The sequence below is a fragment of the Bradyrhizobium sp. CCBAU 25338 genome (assembly GCF_028128965.1).
Classification (GTDB): Bacteria; Pseudomonadota; Alphaproteobacteria; order Rhizobiales; family Xanthobacteraceae; genus Bradyrhizobium; species Bradyrhizobium liaoningense.
This window is the reverse complement of sequence record NZ_LFKY01000002.1, coordinates 231,832-247,326: the sequence shown is the minus strand read 5'-3', so window position 1 is coordinate 247,326 and position 15,495 is coordinate 231,832. Positions and strand designations below refer to the sequence as shown.

Genomic DNA, 15,495 nt, shown 5'->3' with positions numbered 1-15,495 from the left:
TCGGCTGCTTCTCCCTTTCCAGGTTGAGCTGATCAGGGTCGAGCCTCTTGTCTGGTTCGAGGTGTTCTCAACCTAGGACGCTGAGCTGTCGAGAAGCTGACTAGTCTCATCGCGACAGAAAGTCCGGGCCGTTGCAGCTGTGCTAAACGCCTATTGTCAATGCCTGAGAAGAGTTCAGCCGAGATGCCGTCATCGTCACTCTCGCGTCTTCGCTCCTCGGCTGACTAGTCTTACAGGATCGGGAAAGGGCTGCGCCAGAAAACCATATCGCGGCGCTGGCAAGTTGGTGGAATGTAGTCGCGTTAGACTGTAAGCATGCCGCCGTGACCGGCTGCATCGTAGCCTTGCCTGTGGCCTGCAGCGCAGCCGAACAAACGAATGAGTAAGCGGTTGTCGCGGTCCTCTCTTTCGGTGATGAAAATCGCGCGACCAATTGTGACGCAAGTGCGTTCGGGCGCATGTGTCGACACGATGTAACCGACTGTGGCTGGCTCCGGACGATACGAGTCAGATTCAACAACAGCCCTTGTCGGGTGCTCCGAGAAATGCAGCGACCGAGGCCGTCGAGCGTTCGACCATAAAATAGATTCTCAGGTTGCGGGTAGACAGAGCGATACTGTGATGCCCGAACTTATCCATTCGGTCGATAGATCTGATCAAGAAAATCAATTTTACCGCTTGCAGCCTCGTCTATAGACCGTCACGAGGGCTGGGCCAACTTAGGAAGGTTCAAATGAAAAAGTCTGTTTTGGTGACGGCGAGCGCCCTCGCGCTTGCAACCGCGGTGGTACCTCCTTTTGCTGCGGAAGTTGTCGCGCAACCGCTCACCGCCAGCGTGCAGGTAGCCGATACATCATATCCTGAGTGCGCGGATGACCCGTTGAATGGTATCTGCGATCTGTTTTTTTGTTTGACCGATCCCTCGTGCGTCCTGCACTGACGGGAAAACAATCAAGCAGAAAATGAGGATCGAGCCTCGTCGCGGCCGCTGCTCCTTCAGCGGCCGCATCCTTATGCCGTGCGGCTATGCTGGCGGACGGTGCAAGCCGCGTCTTCTTGTTCTCTAAGGATAATCAGGGTCATTGCTCACTTACAGCCGGCTGGCGACGACCGCCAAATCGCGCAACTGCCGCATCGGCCAACGTTCGGTAAGGGGGAAAAAGTGGTTTCAGAGCGCGACGCTGCCGTTCCGGCAGGAGCTCCTGCTCGATGTCAAACTGGTCCAATTTTCAGGATAGATTGCCTTTCGTGCTACGCCCCTTAGCGTCTTCCTGCTCGATGTTTCGCATTTCGGACGTCATAGATGTCATCCTACCCTGTTCGGCTACGCTTAGGGCAGCGGTCGTGGCGTTAGGACGTTCGTCTATGGCTGGGCACAAAATTGAGTGGCGCCGTCTCAGGCATCATCAGCATCGCAAAGAGCCCGGCCGCGCTAGCGGAAAGCATGTACCAAGCGGGCGCGAGTGCGCTCCCGGTAAGATAGATCAGCCAAGTGACGACCAGTTGAGCTGTGCCTCCGAAAATCGCAATCGCAAAAGCGTAGATCGTCGCGAAGGCGCCACCACGAATGTTCCTCGGCAAACTTTCGACCATGCTCACGTAGAAGGCGCTATACGGAATCGTCCCGATCAGGGTGAGCGCGCCGAGACCTCCTAGAAGTGCGAGGGCACTGCGGCTCTCCGCAATCCACAGGAATACTGGATAGGTCATCAGCAATGCAGCGGCCTGCGGCCATATCATGATGCGCCGACGGCCTGCGCGGTCTGCGAGCAGGCCGCCCAGCAGCGCTGCGGCAATGCCCGCCATGTTGCTGATGAGCGTGGCGCCGAAGGCGAGAGGTGCCGAAACGTGGAGGGTGGTCAACGCGTAGGTGGTCATATATCCGGTAACATAAGTAGTGATCGTGCAACTGGCCAAGATGACAAATCCCAAGCTCATGATGCGGCGTGCGGCAGGCGGTCGCCTTACGGGCTGGGTGACCAGAACCGGAGCCTCAGGGCGGTGCAACGTCTCGGGTAGGACGCTCCGCAACCATAGTCCGAACGGCAACGTAGCGGCGCCGAGCAATAGCGCGATCCGCCATCCGTATGCATTGAGCGCCTCACTTGTCATGGCGAGCGACAGAATTTCTCCAACCAACGCTCCAGCCGTCGCAGCAACCTGTTGGCTCGCGGGCTGAAACGAGACCGCCAGACCGCGGGCTCCCACAGGGGCCGCTTCCATCAAGTAGGCTGTCGTTGGACCGACTTCACCTCCGAGAGCAAAGCCCTGCAGCAAGCGTGCGAAGATGGCTAGCAACGGAGCGGCAAGTCCTATTGTCTCGTACGATGGCGTGATGGCCAATAACAGGACCGCGGCGCTCATCATGGCAAAGCTGGCGGTCATCGCGGGCCGGCGGCCAGCCCGATCCGAATACGAGCCGAGCACGATGGCCCCGATCGGCCTGGTCACAAAGCCCACGCCGAAGGTTCCGAGTGACAGCATGAGGCTGGCGAATTGGTCGGTTGCCGGGAAAAACGCCTGACCGATCTGTATTGCAAAGAAGCTATAGGTGCCGAAGTCGTAGAATTCGAGAATATTGCCCATGGTTGCGCCCAACACCGCGCGGCCCGTCAAGCGTTCGTCTGCCGGAGCGCGGACCGGCTCCAGCCTCTCTCGAGTAAATTGCCTCGCCATCTTCGACCCAATCTGGAGCGCGATCCCGGCCCGAACATTTCGACCAGACAGGTCGCGCAAAGTTGCTTTCCACTTGCCCGAACGCGCCCCTCACGGCCATTGCGTCTCTCCAAATGTAGGCTGGAGCGCGTCACGACGAACCTCACGGTAGCGTCTGCAATAAAAATGCCTGCCTTCCGCGGCCCATTTAACCCTTGATCTGATCGCTGGCCTTGCCGGCGCGACAAACATGAGAACCTGTTGCAGTTATCGGTCGCCGCAGACATTGCGCTGCTGCGGCGAGTTTGTGACAAAATTGGCTGGCGCCGAACACGATCGACGACAACTCAAGCCATCTCAGCGTCGCCTGGTTGCGTCCGCTCCTTACGGATCCAGTGGGCTACGTCTTCATCGCCCAGACGCTTGCCGACAATCAGCGCGCCTGCGGCGGTCTCGCGCGCGAGCAAGATCACGATTCATCGGTGCTCCACCCTTCCGTCGCGGCTGGCTCGCCAGCGAGCGGGCGAACCGCCCGCTCACGGGCCGCTCGCGTCTGGCGACCATCAAGACCCAGGTCGTCCGTCATAAGGTACGTTCGGCGCCGCCCGCCGTGCATCTTGGCTATTCCTGCGCGAGCGCGTCACCCGGGACGGGCAGAAGGCCCGGCTATTCGGCCCTGACACCGAGGATGCCGACCTCACGTCGTTAGGTGCGCGTCAATGTCAGGGTCGTACGTCTTGGTAACCACTTGGGAAGCTGTTAAGGCAAATCAGTGAGGCTACACGCAGGAGCCGCCGTTCGGGTGCCCGGACCGACAAGCAAAGAGGGTGGCCTACGTTTCTTCGCCAAGAGACGCTTAGAGAGAGCGGACATTTCGGCGGCGACTTCGGCACGCGCGAATTAGACGATTTTCCTTTAAGGACACGAGTGAATTCTCTTGCCAACGCGCTGACACGAGCGCCAACTCTCCTGACGGAGAGCGTCAATAACGGCTGGGACAAAGTTTGCCATTCGCGTTGCCTCACCTAAGGATGTAACGTTCCGCTTGATCGATGTAGCTCCGGCTATCAGCCGAGGGCACATCATGCGTCAGGATCGGAGGCAGGAGGGACGTTGCGGAGTGCCTATTAGACGCCGCGGCAAACGCATTCCCGGGATCACCGGCACCGCCGCACTTTTATCGATGCACGAGATGATCGTCTCGGCTGCTTTGCGTCTGAGCAATTTCGTTCTTCATCTAATCAGGTGAAGAGTTCGCTCGCGCTTGCCGGACTCTTCCGTAAGCGCACTCTCTCGCCGGCGCGGCTATCACGGTCATTCTGCTTAGCGGCTCGAGTGTCGGCTCGAACTGTAAGCCAGAACGACTGGTCGCCGGCAGAGATCGAAATGCACGTGTTCGGTACAAGACTGGGTCTGGCTGCGGTCCGCATCGCTTGGACCTCCGAACCGGCCCTACCGCCAGGTGAACGCGAGGCACGGCGCAGACCTGCGCGCCGACTGCGAGGTCAGGTGCAATGAGACTTGGCTCGGAGATGAGCGCATCAGACGTGGAAGATGCGGCCGCGGGTTTGTCTTTCTTCTTCGATCTTTGTCAGCTTCTCGAAAGCCAGCCTCTTTAACACTCGAACTTGGTCTCTCGATGACGAAGCCGCCCATGTCTGAGTTCGTGACGAACTTCAGCTCAATCCATGGGGGAGATCTTCAAGAGGCCTTTGTTCTCGTAACAGCAAGGAGAGCTTCATGGATCCGAACTCGATCGATAATGCCCGTTCACCAGAATCACCGACGGCGTACGTCTGGACACAGGAAGATCGTGATTTGTTCAGTCAGATCATGAATGAAGCTGGACCATCATCATCTGCCGCACGTGAGGAAGCGGTAGATGTCTCATTCGCCGCTCCCCAGACATTTTCGCACGGCTCGCAAATCGCCCCTGACCCGATGGTCGACAGGCTGTTCCACCGGGGTCTCTTGCCGGACTCGGACCAGCCGACGATGACCTATGAAATCCGAGGTCACCGCTACACGGCCGGTTTGGATGACTCCAACCGTGTTCTTCTTGTTCATAACCCAGCGGACGACCAGGTGGTTGGGGCCGGCCGGGCGGGCGTACCGGACTTCGGAGCCTTCTTCAGGGAAAACCGGCGCTACGGAACGCCGCTACCAGAGCAATGGGCCACAACTGCCCTCATGGACAAGCTACGCGAAGAAGGTTTCATGCCGGCCGCTGATAACCCAACAACAATCCTGCTTAACGAACGGGCCTACAAAGCCGAGCTAGTCGAAGGAGGGTTCGTTAAGCTTACGCGGGTATGAGACGCAACCCGACTGTGAACCGATCGGGCCGGACTGGAGCCCTGCGCTCGATTCGGTTGTCCTTATCTGGATAGAGAATTCACTGCTTAGCGGTGGATTGTTCGCGCCGCCAGTGGGTACGCATCATCGGACCCACTGGTAGCCCACTTGATGCGCCGTCATCCTGGCATTCGTCTGCCTGGTGCTGACCTATCATCTGGCCTGCAATATTTCCCCCCATTGCTTCACCAGAGGATGTTACTTTCGCTTGACCGATGTAGCTCCGGCTGTCCGCCAGTCCGACGTTGTGCCATCGCGCGCAGGATCGGAAGGACTGAGGCGACGTCGCCGAGTGCCCATTGCACCCCGCCGCGCCCCAGTCCCGGGATCACTGGCCGGCGCCGCACCTTAGCCGTGCGCGGATCATCATCTCGGCTGCTTTGCGTCTGAGGATCTTAACAAGCACTGCACGATGGTGCGCTGCGGGCCGAACTGTTCGGGGCGTTGCTCCGCGAGGTGACCCACATTGCCAGCGCGGTCGAACGGGGGCGGGCCGCCAGCCAGCGCGCGATGTCTGAGTTCGCGCAAATTTGGCAGCTAACCGGTGACCGTGGAGGGCTTAATCGGAAGCAGCGGAGGCCCTGCCGGTGAGCCTGATTGTCTTGGCGGACGCGGAGGTATTCTCAAGGAGTGGCAGCAAAGGTCATTAGCCGCAACGACCCTCGCAAGTGGGCCAGTTGCTTTGCGTAGCAGTGAAATCGTGTGAGCGTATTTATCCATGAGAATCCTGTCAAATGGCACTACCAGATCTGGGCGTTTTGCAAGCAGTAGCTCCGCCGTAGGATCAGAGCAAGATCGCGTGCACATAGGCGTGTGCGAGCAGCTTCGAAAAGTGGAAAAGACCGTTATGGCGAACATCAATCTCAGCTTCCGATCTATTGCAGGTGCACGCGTCGGACAGCGAGCCAGCGCCCCCGGAAACGTCATTGAATGGAGAGCGCGGGCCCCGAGACGGCGAGGTTTCCAGATGATACGCGGAATGAAGCCGACGGTGCGGATAGTCGCAGCAATAAGGCGGGCGCTAGCAATGTCCGATCTCGACCGGTGCTGCGCAATCTGGTGGCTTTATCGCCTCCATTTTGGTTTCACCGGCGACGTGATGTTGGGGCTCGCTGCGGTCACAGTTGCCCAGGAGAGGTCTCGGTGCGGAATTTAGAAACACAGGCATCGAGCACCTTCCATACAGGCTCGGCGCCCGAACGTGCCGCAGGTTACGCGTTTGGCTCGCGAGCAAAGAGTGGTCCAATCCTAATCGCCTCAAGTCTCGCCCAGCCAACAGGGCCGCATTCACACGTAGCATCGACGATCTGCGCGGGGGGCACCAATGGCGCCGGTAAATACGATTGGCAGAAACGCCCGAACTTGTGCTCGCACTTCACACCGTCAGCAAGCTGAAATTGATGGGGCCGATGATGCTGCTCATGGAGGGGCCCAGCCGCGTCAGGCGAACGGGCCATAGCGGCGAGCGCCGGAATCGGGAAGTCTAGGATTGCTTGGTAAAGTCTGGCGATTAGGAGCAAGGATGCGCGGCTCGCATTCCATCTGGTGATCTTCTGCGGTTATATGAAAGGAAATGCCCCACCTGAGTTCGCATGGCGATGAAGGCCGGGTCGAGCAGTTCCTCAAGCAATTCTGGCCGAGTGCCTTGCGCTGGATTGATCCTCGCGCAGAACCTCACCGCATCGCTGCATCCCCACGGCTTGAATTCCTCGGTCGGCGATTCGTCCCCTGCAGATGGCCAGCCGCTCAAGCGTCCGCCGCTGCTGCAACAAGCCGTCGGCGCGTATTGCCAGCGCTCTGTGCTCGCCTGTGGCCGCTGCGCGATGAGACAACGGGTGGGCTTCCCGCTCGTTTGGGGGCGCCCTCGAAAGGGGCGCGCGGAATGGCCCTTGGAGCGAATTCCGTCCGGGTCAACAGATCGAGGTGTTATCACTGGAACCGAGCTGTGGTTCGGAGGCGGAGTTGCGCGCCTTGTCGATGCGGGTGGTATGAAATCGAAGCAACTCGGTGTACAGGTGTGATCGCGACACTCCATTGGTTTGCAGACGGACAAACGAGCGTCGACAGTCGCTGCATGGCGGGGCGATCGTCGAAGGCACGCGCTCGTGCGCGAGTTTAGTGGTTTACATCGGGAGGCAGGAACCGGTTCAGCCTGGATGAACTCGTGATTTCAAGTGCAATCTTCTTGTCACTGCGCGAGCTGCCGTGATGGCACCAGCCGGCTCTTGCAAGTTTGGTTCGTGCTAGTTTTTGGGAGCGTGAGTGCGCGAGGAAGCTACGAGTCGTGCCCGGACCGCTTGAGGATCGACTCGCCCGTCGTCTTCCGGCTTCCGTTGCCTTCGCGCGGCGTCCTGGAGCGCGTAGGGATAGTTCATTGGCACGGAGGGCAAGATCGGATGGACCTCGGCGAAGAACTCGATCACTCAGTCGTCGCTGATCTCATAACCTAAAACGGGTCTCGATACGGGAGTACGTAGCGTCCGACTGGATGGGACGGATTCCCTCTCCATGCGCGAAAGTTAAATCGAGGCGCAAAGATCGGGCCGCTAGCGGCCCTCATCAAGAGCGTTTCTGAACAGCACATCTGTGACTCTGACATCAAGCGGCACAATCGGCGTATCCCACGGATAATATCAGGATATGTCGGGGCCATCTCAGCAGTGATTGGGATCGATCGAGGGTCATCAATTCTAAAGTAAGTGCGAGATCGGGCACATCCGCGGAGATCTTGCCTAGGGTAGGCAAGGCAACCGAAAAAAGCTGTTGTCCGTCGATAACCTCAACGAGTTGCGGAAACTCTCCCGGGTAAATTCGCCGACGAAGTCGAAGTGGTCTGAGCGCAAGCTCAATCCACTACCGCCTAGCCCGTTGGAGCCTCAACATTCGCCGTTGGTTCTTTATTCCACGATAAGTCACACTTAGGATCGAAAAACAAGTAATCGCAAGTCAGTTCTTCACCAGGTTGTACGTCACGCGCCGTCAGAATTCGGCAATGATCGTCTTGATATGTGTTTGGCTGACTGCTGTGGTTCATGAAGCGGGCGTTGTCAGCATTATACTCTACAACGCCATCGCTAGCCCTGTAGTCTCTTGGATAGGCATGCTTATCTAGTAGAGCTTGAAATGTTGGAGCTAGAGTTTCGTACTGCTCAGGCGTCACCGCGATGTCAACGATAGGATTATAAATCCAAATCAACGAATCTTTAGGCAAAAGAGTAGCTGAGAAAAGTCCAATGCCGCCAAACTGGTCTGGTTTCAAAATAGTGTCAACGATCAACATTGAAGAAATCTCCCAGGCACTATCACCGCAAGCTAAGTGACCTGAGTCCCGAAATCTCCTGCATAAATTGATAGGTCGTCTAATCGCGCCTCCATCACATTTGGATTTTCTCTGCATTTGTTGCCGGCTGCTGCGGATTGCCCTTCCGTCGTACCGGCATGCTGGCGGTGCTGGAAAGGGCCTGCGAGTAATGGAAGACCGAGCAAAGATCCGCGTCAAGGCGATGAGTTCATGTCGCGCGATCGCGACCTTTGAGCCTATCAGCGCGGCGACACGCGAGGCGTTTTCGCAGATCTGCAAGCCGCCGAGGCAACGCTCGGCAATCATGTTGTCGTGGCGCCTGTCTTTGCGGCTCGTTCGCAATTTTCGAGTGGTCCTCAAACAGTAGGCCGTGTACTCATTAAGCGGCTGGCCGCCTGGTGTCCGCTCCCTTCAATAGCGGTGGAAAAGCGGACGTCTGCCGAGGTCGCTGAAGGGCTAAAACCAGCCGTACTCGCTTCGGCGGCTTCCGCTTGAAGCAGCACGCAGCTAGGGTATCTGGGCCCGCATCAATCTGCTATCGTCGCGCGCATGATGGCTAAATTGACCGTTGCCCGCATCGGCTGCGGTACCCCATACATGCACGAGCGCCAGAGCCACTCGACAGGACCGAACCGATAGCGGCGGAGCCACCACGCGCTGAACACCACCTGCGCGACATACACGAAAATGCCGATCGTCAGTGTCGCGGCCACGCCGAGCCGGCCAAATTGGCCTAGACCATAGCCGTAGAAGATCCAGCCGCAGATCACAGATTGCGCCAGATAGTTGGTGAGCGCCATGCGGCCAAGCGGTGCGGCCCAGCCCAGCATCCTCCGCCCGCCCGCGAGGTTCACAGCCGCGATGACTGCGGCCGCATAACCGAGAGCCAACACGACCGCCCCCAGCTGTTCTACCGGAAAATGCGCGCGCCCGAGCGACGGCCAATCGAAGAGCCCTTGTCCTGCTGCCGCGAGACTCAATCCGCCGCCGAGAGGAATGCCAAAGGTTGCGACGACGAACAGCAGGCGCCGGTTCGCCGAAGCCCGACGCAAAACCCCGCTGCGCCACGCGAGGGCGCCAACGAGGAACAGCGCGACAGTGCGCGGAAAGACCATGACGTGCGCCGAAAAAATCGCCGGCACCTCGCGGATCCGGAACGCGAGCACATCGAAAAATCCGCCTGTGCCGTAGGCCCGCATCGCGTCCGCGGCAAGACCGGCCATCCCGGCTGCTTCCGGCAGCGGCACAATCGGCGGTAGCACCGGCGTGGTCACGTAGAGCCCCAGGAGCAGCAGGGCTGCACCCGCCATGAGCCACCGCGCGCCGCCGAGGAAGGGCAGCACCACGAAGCCCGCCAGCGCATATTCGACGAGAATGTCGCCGTTCCAGATCAAACAGAGATGCACCAGGCCAATCGCCAGCAACACCACTAGCCTGCGCACGAGCAAGATCATGCGCCGTGCATCGCCGGCAAGCCGTTCGAATTGGATGACGAGGCCGACGCCGAACAGCAGCGAGAACAGCGCAAGCGCCTTCCAGTCGACGGCGACCGTCAGCACAGCCGCTACCACCCGGTCGAGCGGCCCCGCCGGCTCCGCGTTCGGCAAGAACGGCGCGTAGAAGGAGACCCGAAATATGGTCACGATGTTCATGGCGAGCACGCCGAACAGGGCCAAGCCCCGCAGCACGTCAATCGCGTCGAACCGCTCCGACCGGCTCATAGGCTTTGGAGGCGAGTTACTCGCCGGCGCGGTGCCCGAGCCGATGCTTCCACCGGTCATTGCAGGACTCCCCCATTTTCGATGCAGAGATTTAGAATGCCGCCTCGTGCCGCATCAAACTACCTAAATTGGGGGCCGACTCGAACGATGACAATTTGATTCGCTACCAGTGCGCGAGGAAATAAACATGAACTTGGATTGGCGAAATTTCTCCAATGGCTCAAGTTGATCTCCCGGTATTGCCGCGAGTGTTATTTCGGTATCGTTCCATAAACAGACGAGACGATGAAACGCGAAATTCTCTGCTAGTACGGAGCGATATCCTATCTCTATCGAGCCCGGAATCTGGTCGAGCGCTTCTTCAGCAAGCTCAAGCATTGTCGGCGCGTGGCAACGCGCTACGACAAACTCGCCGCCGACTACCTCGCGCTCGTCCTACTTGCATCAATCAGGCTGTGGCTGCGCGTTAATGAGTCACGTCCTAATCTGGCCGATTTGATCAGCCGGATAGAGGTCGCTGCGGCTTGCTCAGCTTCATTCTGCGCTCAAGCTCCTTGAGGCGCTAGGTCACCTCAGGTGGTCTTTTTCGATGGGCAGATCAGTGCCGAAGGCACCCGGCGCTGAACCGAATCCATGTCCCGAACGACGCAGCTCTCATCAAAGCGTCCGAGTCCGGAGTAGCGACAGATACTGCACGATCTATTCACTGCTCTTACAGGTTGCAGCACCTAGCTCCGCCAAAACTTGCTCACCGGCTTTCCGCGGGGACGTTGAGGCAGAGTATACCAGTGCAGGGGCGCTGGCGGCAGAGTCGGGGTCGCACCGTGTAAGCTGCGGAACTCGTCGGTTGGGCTAAGCGAAGATCGCACGGTATCCCGACCAGTGCTGACCCTAACATACGGTACTGATTTTGAGGCGGAATTCACGAGGTGCTGGGCAGCGCCTCGTTGGCCACGGGAGCTTTCTGCGGAAGGCCACGACGAGGATGTGCGTCTGAGGCTAATGGACGACCACATTCATCTGTAGCCAGCTAAGCTCAGCTGGCGCGTGTTCAATGGGGGCGCGCGAAGCAGCCTCTTTGCTCGGAGGATGCTTATCCTGTCTCGGGGCAGCGGCCCCAATCAATGGCAATGCTGCAAAGCGCAACGGCAATAACGCCGTAGGTTTCCTTCGCAGCTTTGGCCGCCGGCTCTTCGGAAGTGAAAGGGCGATGGCTGTGCGGCTCAACGCGGAGCCGCACAGCCATGATGCGCGCAAGTCAATCGGGCCGGGTAGCGCTCAGCCGCACCGCCCGGAACCGCGCCAAGCTCGCAAGAGTTGCTGGAGCAAGCTATGGTCCAATAGCAAGTCCAACACGGAGCTATGCGGACGGGCTCGTAGCGTGGGATTGTCCCTCAGCATCTACCTTCTCGGCTGATGAATGAGCCGAACGTCATTGGGGCCCCCCGGCCCCAAGAGGGCGGTGTAACGCTCGCCGCGAATGTCGTACTCTTTTACCGGCTGCGCCTCGTTCGGCAAGAGGCCCCAGCGGCCGAGCTTCGAGCGCATCGTGTCCGAGGCGGGTTGGGTGCCGTGCGAAAAATTCTCGGGAACGGCGAATGATGCGGCATAAATCTCGCGGGGCGCGGGGGACGTCCTTTCAGCCCTGGAGGACGCCGGAGCGGCTTGGTCCATCGACCGTCCAAGCAACGCTGGTGAGGCTCGATTCGCTGGCTGCGTGCTGGGCTGCGGCACGTTTTCCCGTCGAGATCCGAGAGGAATGGCAGCGCCTGGCGGATTGAGTGGGGTGCTTCGCCTGATCGCCGCAGCGGGCACGAACAGCGCCGTGTAGCGGTCATTGTGAACGATAAAACTGTTGGGTCGGCTGTCCTGGCTCGGCGGGGCGTTGTTAAGGTCAAGCGCAGCGGACGCGTGCTGGTCGCCCTGCCGGAAATTGAAGGGACGAACGACGGATTCTAAATCCGGCGCTTGGTGATGACCCTCGGTTGGTTCGAGAGACGACGATGGGCCGGCGTTTCCCACCATCGCCCACAGCAGATCCTGATCGAAGTCTTCCGCAGGAAGGACGGCCGGACCGCGGGCCTGAAACGGTGCGCCGACTTCTTCCATCAGCTCGCGAACGACTGAACTGCCGGGCTCGCTCACCTGGCCCCCGATGGCATCCCCTTCCGTATGGCTTAATATTCTTTGCCTCTTCGCAGGCCTCAACTCCCCGGTATAATCGTCACCCATCAGGACCTCCCGACTTGAAACGGGAGCGCTCCAGGTCAGCTCGTACGGAGCCGGCTGGTAGCCGCCGCTCCAGTTGAACTGACGGACGGCTTCTCCGGGGTGTCCGAAGTGATCGCGCACGCTTGGGTCGAAAGACGATGCTAGGATGGCTTCGCCCATCAAGGGATCCTGATCATGACCTTCCGCAGGTAGCGGCCAAGTCGAAGCTTCCCCCGGCGCGCTGTGCTGGGCAGCGGTGTCCCCGAGGTGTCTCGTTACTGCGTCTTCAGGATAAGGACCGCCGGCCCCCTGGTGCCCAAGTACCAAGGCCTCGATAGGTCTACGATCTTCCTCGGACAGATGAGGATAGTAGCGATCTGGAGAAGCAGGAATCTCTGCAGCAGGGGGATCAAGGTGCGGCACTTCATCCAAGTACGGCTCAAACTGGGCTTGCTGCTGTTGCGGTTGTGACAGCGCGGCGTTGTCTCGGTCGAATGGGTTGATGCTGTTAAATCGGTCCATGTCCACTCCGCGGGGTTTGAGTCAACTCGGCAATGCCGAGCCGATAGTGTCGCTCTCTCTCGCTCTGTCAGGGTCAGCTGTCGACAAGCTGACGCGCTTAGAGAAAATTTAGCGATTGCGATCTCAGATTAGTCATTTCGCCGCTCTTAACCCTCGACCGGTGACGGAGCCGAGGAGGCGGCATGGCTTTGTGTGTTCGGGAAGAGCTCAATGGCGTTGGCACTCTGACGCCGCGACGATCTCGGCAACTGATTTGGCCTCTTCAGTCAACCCAACATTCCCGACGCCACCTGGATCAGCTTGCACCATCAATCTTAGGATTTGTGGCGACAACGGATCCATGGCTCGCGCGCTCGTGTGTCGCACCGCGGCGGATGCTCTCGATCGGCTTGTAGGTCTCAACTGGCTCTGGTGCTTCGGCAGCAAGGTCATAGAAAGCCCATAGGTCCTAGATTGGCGATCCTTGTCCGGTAACCAAGGTCACGCGCATATTGGTGCCATTCTCGACCAAGGTACCGAATGCATGCTCCGCGACCGCGCGGCTGGGCGCCATTGAGATCCTGCATAACCTTCTTCTTGCCGCTCCGAACGAGCTCGGAATCTCTTTGAGCACCCTGACTGTCTTGTGTGCTGCCGGCACTCGTATTCGCCGTGATTGGTCGTTCAGGCCCGAAATCACCGAAGGGGAAAGGTTCGGCGCATCCTTTCCACCAGGGCCGGCAGCGCCTTCTGGGATCGCCTCTCGACATACTGCGCGGCGACGGGGCGGGCAGGAGGGGATCGAGGCTCCTGGTCCGCCGCGCTCGGACTGGCAAATCATTTAGGGGTGACGGGGATCCAACCGGCGAGCCGCTCGCACATCGGTCCTCGCCTTGGGCTGGCAGCCTTGATCGCGCCGACAGTGGCGATGTTGCGCGTCGGGCCATAGCCGTGCCGCACGGCCGGCGCGACCATCCGCGGCGGCTTCAGCTCGCCGGCGTCTGCCGAACGCGGCAGTTCCGTCTCGACAGTCCGGCGAACAGATCACGCACTCTGTTGCGGAGAATCTGTACCCTTGCATGATCAACCGCAGACGGTTGAGAAGGGCATAATGTTGATCCTCTCCTTCGGGCCGTATCGCCTCCTTGGAGAAGTTCTCGCAGGTTCGCCGTCCGCCTTGCCACGCTGCCTCTCTGAGCGCGTCATGACCGAGAGTGCTGCATAGCTCCCGCTTTCTTCGTATTCACCCGGTCCCCGTTCAAGCCCTCTATGTGCAGAGTCCGACAGCAAATTGCGATCGAGTCGATCTGAGATCGCAAATTGGTGATTGTCTGGACCAAGCTCGCGAGCCCTGGCATGTCGATTGCTACGAAGCGCCTGCTACATCACGCCAGTGGACCAGACGCGAAGGCCGAGCCAGATCTGCCGTCCAAACCAATTCGCTAGCTTAGAAGCGGCGCTGTTAACTGCCGCTCCGCCAACGGGGCCAAGTCATGCCGATCGACACATCCAAATTCTTCGCCTCCATTCGCATCAACAAGAAGGACGCGCAGGAGCGGCAGACCGCGGCGCTATGCGAATGGCCTGATTGCCAGAACAAGGCGACCCATCCCGCGCCAAAGGGTCGCGGCAATGCGCGCGAATATTGGCACTTCTGCATCGACCATGTGCGCAAATACAATCAGTCCTACAATTTCTTCTCGGGCATGGACGCGGAAGCGGTCGCGCGCTACCAGAAGGACGAGCTGATCGGCCATCGTCCAACCTGGAAGATGGGCGAGAGCATCAGCGCTCGCAAAATGACCGGCAGCCCGGCCGATTCCGAGGGCGCCTGCGATGCTTTTTGCATGCTCGCCGAACTGAGCGGACGCGCCAGTCCCCGCCCTCGCGCGGAGGCCAAGCCTGAGGAGCGCAAGATTTTCAATGCCAAGCGGAAAGCGTTGCAGGTGATGGGCCTGAATGTCGACGCGACGCTCGAAGATATCAAGGCAAAGTACAAGGCGATGGTCAAACAGCACCATCCCGATGCCAATGGCGGCGACCGCTCTAAGGAGGACCGCCTGGTCGAGATCATCAAGGCCTACCATTACCTGAAGACCGTGGTGCGCGAGAGCTAGCCCGGACACGATTTGAGCGGCTTCACCCCACCCGCCGCTACGTAGGACCTTGATCGTGTGAAGCTGCATCCGAGCTGGCGCGTAATCCGCTTCAGACCCCCACCCCGACGCCCGCAGGCAACATCTCCGCCAAGTCACGTCTTTATCAACCGCCCTCCCGGATCAAACCACGACGAACCTTCCGTGATTCTTGCCTCTTTCGCTCCCTTCTCGGCTTTCCAAGGAGGGGGCAAGTCCTCATGACGCAAATGGGACATTCGCGATGGCGCGCCATAGCGAAACTCCGAAAGCGCCGGTCCTCTCAAAGACCCCGCTAGACTAAACTGCTGCTCCGCTTCTCGATTCAAGGATGGGAAGGCTCGTAATGGATTTGGCTCGCGCCTTAGGACCGCACTCACAGGCAGCGCCCATCCGCGTTCCGCGTCAGCGCAGGTGAGGCATCCAGCCTTGCTCTTGATCCATATCAATTCGATGTCGCGCTTGAGACGTTGTCGCATGTTTGACGTATGCCACATCCGTTCAAACACCTCAGACGACGCCGTGTTTCTCTGAGTGCCTCTCTTAGCGGGCCATTTTGTCGATCGGAAAGTGGTGCGAGAATTGCTGTGCCCATCCTGATGGTTCTTGGAAAGGC

At 59.2% G+C, this 15,495-nt stretch carries 7 protein-coding genes and 1 pseudogene; 4 read left to right on the top strand and 4 right to left on the bottom strand.

What is annotated here, in order from left to right; genetic code table 11:
* Positions 1 to 733 precede the first annotated feature (733 nt).
* A complete protein-coding gene (locus ACM42_RS02665) occupies positions 734 to 940 on the top strand; it encodes a hypothetical protein (RefSeq protein ID WP_128948662.1) in 207 nt (68 codons plus the stop codon).
* 410 nt (positions 941 to 1,350) lie between these two features.
* Here the strand turns inward: ACM42_RS02665 and ACM42_RS02660 are convergent, their stop codons facing one another.
* A complete protein-coding gene (locus ACM42_RS02660; RefSeq protein WP_128948681.1) occupies positions 1,351 to 2,676 on the bottom strand; it encodes an MFS transporter in 1,326 nt (441 codons plus the stop codon).
* 1,719 nt (positions 2,677 to 4,395) lie between these two features.
* On the opposite strand from ACM42_RS02660, the gene ACM42_RS02655 reads away from it, so the two are divergent.
* On the top strand, positions 4,396 to 4,971 hold the full coding sequence (locus ACM42_RS02655) for a hypothetical protein (protein ID WP_128948663.1): 576 nt from the start codon (positions 4,396 to 4,398) through the stop codon (positions 4,969 to 4,971).
* Positions 4,972 to 7,870: 2,899 nt separating this feature from the next.
* Here the strand turns inward: ACM42_RS02655 and ACM42_RS02650 are convergent.
* Together ACM42_RS02650 and ACM42_RS02645 are read right to left on the bottom strand one after the other, a co-directional pair.
* On the bottom strand, positions 7,871 to 8,290 hold the full coding sequence (locus tag ACM42_RS02650) for an SET domain-containing protein (RefSeq protein WP_128948665.1): 420 nt from the start codon (positions 8,288 to 8,290) through the stop codon (positions 7,871 to 7,873).
* 548 nt (positions 8,291 to 8,838) lie between these two features.
* The gene (locus ACM42_RS02645) at positions 8,839 to 10,092 is read right to left on the bottom strand and encodes a DUF418 domain-containing protein (RefSeq protein WP_128948666.1); all 1,254 of its coding nucleotides are present in this window, start codon (positions 10,090 to 10,092) and stop codon (positions 8,839 to 8,841) included.
* Positions 10,093 to 10,359: 267 nt separating this feature from the next.
* On the opposite strand from ACM42_RS02645, the pseudogene ACM42_RS38585 reads away from it, so the two are divergent.
* Positions 10,360 to 10,497: pseudogene (locus ACM42_RS38585) on the top strand (transposase); the annotation flags it as partial.
* Positions 10,498 to 11,433: 936 nt separating this feature from the next.
* Here ACM42_RS38585 and ACM42_RS02635 read toward each other — a convergent pair.
* Complete coding sequence (locus ACM42_RS02635; RefSeq protein ID WP_128948667.1) at positions 11,434 to 12,765, bottom strand: hypothetical protein; 1,332 nt, start codon at positions 12,763 to 12,765, stop codon at positions 11,434 to 11,436.
* 1,472 nt (positions 12,766 to 14,237) lie between these two features.
* Here ACM42_RS02635 and ACM42_RS02630 point away from each other — a divergent pair.
* Positions 14,238 to 14,861, top strand: coding sequence for a J domain-containing protein (locus tag ACM42_RS02630; protein ID WP_128948668.1), 624 nt, complete (start codon positions 14,238 to 14,240; stop codon positions 14,859 to 14,861).
* The last annotated feature ends 634 nt before the right edge of the window (positions 14,862 to 15,495 follow it).

What these genes read in the sequence shown, in the direction of transcription:
- ACM42_RS02665 (WP_128948662.1), top strand. Translation starts at nt 734, where the DNA reads ATGAAAAAGTCTGTTTTGGTGACGGCGAGCGCCCTCGCGCTTGCAACC.
- ACM42_RS02660 (WP_128948681.1), bottom strand. Translation starts at nt 2,676, where the DNA reads ATGGCGAGGCAATTTACTCGAGAGAGGCTGGAGCCGGTCCGCGCTCCG.
- ACM42_RS02655 (WP_128948663.1), top strand. Translation starts at nt 4,396, where the DNA reads ATGGATCCGAACTCGATCGATAATGCCCGTTCACCAGAATCACCGACG.
- ACM42_RS02650 (WP_128948665.1), bottom strand. Translation starts at nt 8,290, where the DNA reads ATGTTGATCGTTGACACTATTTTGAAACCAGACCAGTTTGGCGGCATT.
- ACM42_RS02645 (WP_128948666.1), bottom strand. Translation starts at nt 10,092, where the DNA reads ATGACCGGTGGAAGCATCGGCTCGGGCACCGCGCCGGCGAGTAACTCG.
- ACM42_RS02635 (WP_128948667.1), bottom strand. Translation starts at nt 12,765, where the DNA reads ATGGACCGATTTAACAGCATCAACCCATTCGACCGAGACAACGCCGCG.
- ACM42_RS02630 (WP_128948668.1), top strand. Translation starts at nt 14,238, where the DNA reads ATGCCGATCGACACATCCAAATTCTTCGCCTCCATTCGCATCAACAAG.